Genomic DNA, 5,371 nt, shown 5'->3' on the forward strand with positions numbered 1-5,371 from the left:
CGCCAGCGCACCCGCCAGAAGCGAATACACACCAAACAGGAAAAAGCTGTGCAGACAATCTTTCCATCCCGGCCGTTTCTCCAGAAACAGGAGCGCCACATAGTAAATCACCATGAAGAGGCATATCATAATTGATATATAGTAGTTGGACAGGATTGAAAGTCCCAGCATCAGGCAGTAAAAAAGCCCTTTTTTTTCGCGCACCAGCCGCTCCAGGCCGTGCAGGATCAGCGGCAGCAGCACGATGCAGTCCAGCCACATGATATTCCAGCTATACGCCGCCATATAGCCGGACAGCGCATAGAATACGCCGAAATAGCACGCTCCAAACTTCTGTGAACCCGTGTGCTTTTTCAGATACCACGCCATCGAAAGCCCCGCCAGACCGCTCTTGAACACGATCATGTAGGTCATAAATTCGATAATCAGGGACGACGGGCATAACAGCAGCAGCCAGTTGAACGGGCTCGCCAGATAGTACGCATAGAGCGCGGCAAAGTTTACGCCCATGCCGACATCCCAGCTGTAAAGCAGGCTCTCGCCACTTAAAAGCTTATGCCGGAATTCCGAGAAAAACGGCGCATACTGGTGGTACATATCCGTCCGCAGGAAGCTTTCCTGCCCAAAGGGAAAAATACCGCGGTATGCAAAAATCAGGATCAAAATCACCACCGGCAGGAAAAATGCCGCCAGGAGATCATCCGACGGACGGAAAACCGCAGCCAGACGGCCCATTCCGCGGGGTGATTTCTCTGATTCATCCCACTTATCTAATTCATCTAATTCTTCCTGCTCCCAGTCATCATCATTCAACTCATTAACGACATCTGCTCTGGACTCTGAAAGTTTAGATTTTCTGGCATCTTCTTCCTGTCTCCAGGCCGGCATTCGTTCAGCACGTCTCATATCTGTACAGGCAGTCTCCGAATCCACGTCCGCACCTTCCCGCTCGTTCTCATACTCCTCTATTTTCCCCGTTGTTTCCGCTCCCGTAAGCTCCCTGAGTGCTTCTTCCAGTTTACTGGAACTTTCGTCTCGTTCTCTTTGCTCCATCTTCCCTCCATCCAGAATCCAATTCAGGCGGCGTTTTCTCTACTCTTTCCGGCTTTTCCGGTCTGTCTTCAGCATCCATTTCCGCTGTCATTTCCCCACACAGCCCTATTTCGAGGATTCTTTCTTTTTGAAAATAAATAATTTACTGCAAATATAATTCAGCACCAGCGAGATCGCTGATACCACAATCTTACAGATCATATCCTGTTTGATTCCCATGCCATCTACCATCACGATCATCGCCACATACGTGAACACCGATGTGAGAATACGGCAGGAGAAAAACGAAGCCATTTCCTTAAGAAGATATACAGGGTGGAAATTGTAGCTTCGGAATACCCAGATCTTGTTTGTCACATATGCAAACAGGATCGCCGCCGCCTGACAGCAGATCGTCGCCATACGGTAGTTCATGCCGTTGTGGCGGAAAACCGCATAGGAAATCCAGTCCACCAGCGTCGTCAGAACGCCGAATATCAGATACGATATCGTCTCCCTGTTTACAAACTTTCCCCAGATCAGGGATAACTTTTCCTTTATCATCACTTTTTCTCCGAAAAAAGAATTGTATGGGCAGCGGTCCTTCGACATACCCATACAATTCCTGTACTTCTTGGTTTAATATTACATTTCCTCTAACAGCTTGTTGACACTGACCAGCTTGACGCAGAGTGCAAACAGCTCGGTTGCAGTGATCAGATCCTGCAGCGGCGGATAAGATGGAGCAATACGGATGTTGCGATCCTCCGGATCCTTGCCATATGGATAAGTTGCACCGGCTCCGGTCATGACAACGCCTGCTTTCTTGCACTTCGCAACGATCTCCTTCGCACAGCCGTTCAGTGAATCAAAGGAAATGAAGTAGCCGCCGTGCGGTTTTGTCCAGGTACCGATCTCCAGTCCGCCCAGCTCACGGTCGAGAATGTTCTCAACTGCCTCGAATTTCGGGCGCAGGATGTTGGCATGCTTTCTCATGTGCTCTACCATGCCGTGGATATCCTTGAAGAAACGCACGTGGCGGAGCTGATTCACTTTATCATGACCGATAGTCTGAATCTTTAACTGTTTCTTGATATCATCCAGGTTATTGTGGGAGGTTGCGATTGCCGCAATGCCGGAACCCGGGAACGTAATCTTGGAGGTTGAAGAGAATTTGTAAACCATATCCGGGTTGCCGGCTTTCTTACATTCTGCCAGAATCTCCAGCACATGATCCTGCTCATCATCGTATAAATGGTGGATGCCATAAGCATTATCCCAGTAAATACGGAAATCCGGAGCTGCCGGATGCATGCGTGCCAGACGGCGGACAGTCTGATCGGAATAGGAATTACCGGTCGGGTTGGAGTATTTTGGAACACACCAGATTCCCTTTACGGTCGGGTCGGTGGTCACATACTTCTCCACCAGATCCATATCCGGACCATCTGCGGTCATCGGAATGTTGATCATCTCGATACCAAAATATTCAGTAATGGAGAAATGTCTGTCATATCCCGGTACCGGGCACAGGAATTTAACCTTGTCAAGCTTGCACCACGGGGTATTTCCCATAACGCCATGAGTCATAGAACGGGAGATGGTGTCGTACATTACGTTCAGGCTGGAGTTTCCATAGATAATGATATTGTCAGCCGGAACCTCGATCATATCCGCTAACAGCTCCTTCGCCTCGCTGATACCGTCCAGGCCGCCGTAATTGCGGCAGTCTGTCCCATCTTCGCAGGTCAGATCACTGTCGCTGCTCAGTACGTCCATCATTCCCATCGATAAATCAAGCTGCTCTGCACTTGGCTTACCGCGTGACATATCCAGCGTCAGATTCTTGCCCTGAAACTCCCGGTACTGATCGCTCAGATCACGCTTAAGCTCCAGAAGTTCTTCTTTCGTCATCTCGCTATAAGGCTTCATCCTTCAACATCCTCCTTGTTTCTCTTATTTATTTCATCATAATTTCATAATCTGCTTGTCATCCAGCTCCTCTTGTTCAAGGGTTCGGATCATCTCATCTAAGCATCGTTATAATAATAACATAGGTACAAAGGGCATGACAAGCATTAATTTGTTATGTCAGCACATAAAATTTGTTATATGGTACCGCTTGGTTTTTCCGATTCGGTGCATTTCACGGACACCAAATTATAATAAAAACATGATGTTCCCCCTTCTTTCATATACTTATGAAAATATATCTTTCAGGTCACATCATGTTCATTCATTTTCCCATGCATTTTGTTCCATCACGTTTCCGGCACATCATTTCCCCGCTGCTGGTTCCCGCCCTGTTTGCCATCTCTTTCTTCGCCGGGCAGACTGCCGCGCATTTCCTGCGCCGTCCATCCGGGCACACGGTTTCAGCGCCTGTTATCGCCTGTGGCTCGCTCCCGCCTGCCTTTGATTCCGGTTCGATTCCGGTTTCCGCAGATGGAAACTGGGGACTTGGATTTCCCAGTCCAGGGCAGACACCGGTCGGCAATGCCTCCGCCGACACTTTAAAAAATTTTGATGCTTTCTATGTAGGCGATACCTCCAAACCCGTCATCTATCTGACCTTCGACGCCGGATATGAAAACGGCTGCACACCTGCTATTCTGGAAGCACTGAAAAAACACCATGTCCCGGCAACCTTTTTCGTCGTCGGCAACTATCTCGAAACCAGTCCTGAACTGGTAAAACAGATGATCGCAGAAGGTCACACCGTCGCCAACCACACGTATCACCATCCCGATATGTCCCGCATTTCCGACAAAGCAGCATTTGAAAAGGAGCTGACTGCCCTGGAAACACTCTACCAGTCCGTCACCGGGCAGACAATGAAAAAATATTACCGTCCGCCGCAGGGCAAATACAGTGAATCGAACCTGCAGATGGCAAAGGAGCTCGGCTACAAGACCTTTTTCTGGAGTCTCGCCTATGTGGACTGGATGCAGGATCAGCAGCCATCCAAAGAAGAAGCATTTTCCAAGCTTCTGACGCGCATCCACCCCGGCGCGATCGTCCTTCTGCACAGCACTTCGCAGACCAACGCTCAGATTCTCGATGAACTTCTGGCAAAATGGGAGGAAATGGGGTATCAGTTCGGGCAATTAGATGAATTATAAAATTATACCAGCAGCATTTTCCGGATAAACGAAAGGATCGCGCCTCCGATGCTGCAGAACAGCAGAAATCCGTGGTTCGCATTGATCGCCTCCAGCGCCGCATAGCCGCCGTCCACAATCGGCTGTAAGCTGCCCGCATTCTTCGGCATCAGGTACGCTGCCGGACCGGCTACTAATACCAGAACAAGGATGATTATAAACGGGATAAATCCGCGCCCCGTATCGTATTTTTGCAGCCGTACTTTACCACCCGCGTGCTTGCCTGACAGAATCCACAGGCACCAGATCGCGCCCATCAGTACCAGAAATACGCCAATCCCTACATAGAGCCCCAGACCATAATTTTCCTCGGTAATCATAGTTCCGATATAGCCCAGATCGTCGCCGCCATACCGAAATGCCTTCGCATTCGCCCAGGTGATTCCCGCCATCAGAAGAAAGCTGGCTGCCTGCATCACGCGCGCCATCAGCACAACCACGCCGGTCACTCCGGCTGCCGTCACATCCAACACGGACGGACCGTCATTTGAGTCACTCTGCGTATGCGCCTCACTGCGCTCCGCCGCCCGGCTGGTGCGCTCTGCCTCCCGGGACTGGCGTTCCAGTTCCCGCTGGTGGCTGCGCTCCATCCGGTTTTTCTGACGTTCTGAGCGCTCCCGCTCCGACTCCAGAGCATGAAGGCGTTTTTCCATCTGCTTCTGCTGTTTTGCATCCCGCTTATCCTCTTTCGCGCTGGAAGAAGAACGTCTCGCGTCCTGTCGTCTGCGCGATGCCGCTTCACGGTCACGGCGGGCATCCTCCTGTGCCTGGGATTGGCAGCGTTCATTGTCGCGGCGCTCTTCCTCACGCTTCCGTGCGTCCTGACTCTGGCTGCTCCGCTTTTCCTGACTGTTTCGTTTCGATCCAGAGCCGGATTCCGCCTTTTTCTCATCCGATTCCATCCGAGCTGGATTCCGCTGTTCTGAATTACCGTCGTCATAGCTATTTTCCGGCTTTCTTCCCACCTTTTCCTGTTCTCGGCGTACTGTATCATTTACAAGCGGAGTTCCGCAGTTACTGCAAAAATTTCCAACTGCTTCCTGTCCGCATTTTGGACACTTCATTCTATGTTCTCCTTCCTCCAAACGATTCTTTCCATCCATTTCCGCACTCATTTCTGGCATTTGAAACGCATTTAAACAATGTACATTTTTTGTAACTGTTCACGGGTAGGCACT

At 50.1% G+C, this 5,371-nt stretch carries 5 protein-coding genes; 1 reads left to right on the forward strand and 4 read right to left on the reverse strand.

Annotated features, from left to right (window positions below):
• From QVO97_RS00240 to QVO97_RS00250, 3 genes are all read right to left on the reverse strand, one after another.
• Nucleotides 1-1,053 (reverse strand): YfhO family protein (locus QVO97_RS00240; RefSeq protein ID WP_288188449.1); only part of this gene is annotated, 1,053 nt, incomplete at its 3' end.
• 105 nt (nucleotides 1,054-1,158) lie between these two features.
• Complete coding sequence (locus QVO97_RS00245; protein ID WP_118468332.1) at nucleotides 1,159-1,596, reverse strand: GtrA family protein; 438 nt, start codon at nucleotides 1,594-1,596, stop codon at nucleotides 1,159-1,161.
• An 81-nt stretch (nucleotides 1,597-1,677) separates the two neighbouring features.
• Nucleotides 1,678-2,964, reverse strand: coding sequence for an aminotransferase class I/II-fold pyridoxal phosphate-dependent enzyme (locus QVO97_RS00250; RefSeq protein ID WP_022358449.1), 1,287 nt, complete (start codon nucleotides 2,962-2,964; stop codon nucleotides 1,678-1,680).
• Between the two features lie 314 nt (nucleotides 2,965-3,278).
• On the opposite strand from QVO97_RS00250, the gene QVO97_RS00255 reads away from it, so the two are divergent.
• Nucleotides 3,279-4,154: a polysaccharide deacetylase family protein gene (locus QVO97_RS00255; RefSeq protein ID WP_288188451.1), complete on the forward strand. Its 876-nt coding sequence runs from the start codon at nucleotides 3,279-3,281 to the stop codon at nucleotides 4,152-4,154.
• Between the two features lie 2 nt (nucleotides 4,155-4,156).
• Here the strand turns inward: QVO97_RS00255 and QVO97_RS00260 are convergent, their stop codons facing one another.
• Nucleotides 4,157-5,257 (reverse strand): zinc ribbon domain-containing protein, encoded by a 1,101-nt coding sequence (locus QVO97_RS00260; protein WP_022358451.1) that lies wholly within the window; start codon nucleotides 5,255-5,257, stop codon nucleotides 4,157-4,159.
• Between the last annotated feature and the right edge of the window lie 114 nt (nucleotides 5,258-5,371).

The organism is Clostridium sp. CAG:43 (assembly GCF_000434655.1).
In the GTDB taxonomy this organism is placed as follows: domain Bacteria; phylum Bacillota; class Clostridia; order Lachnospirales; family Lachnospiraceae; genus Otoolea; species Otoolea fessa.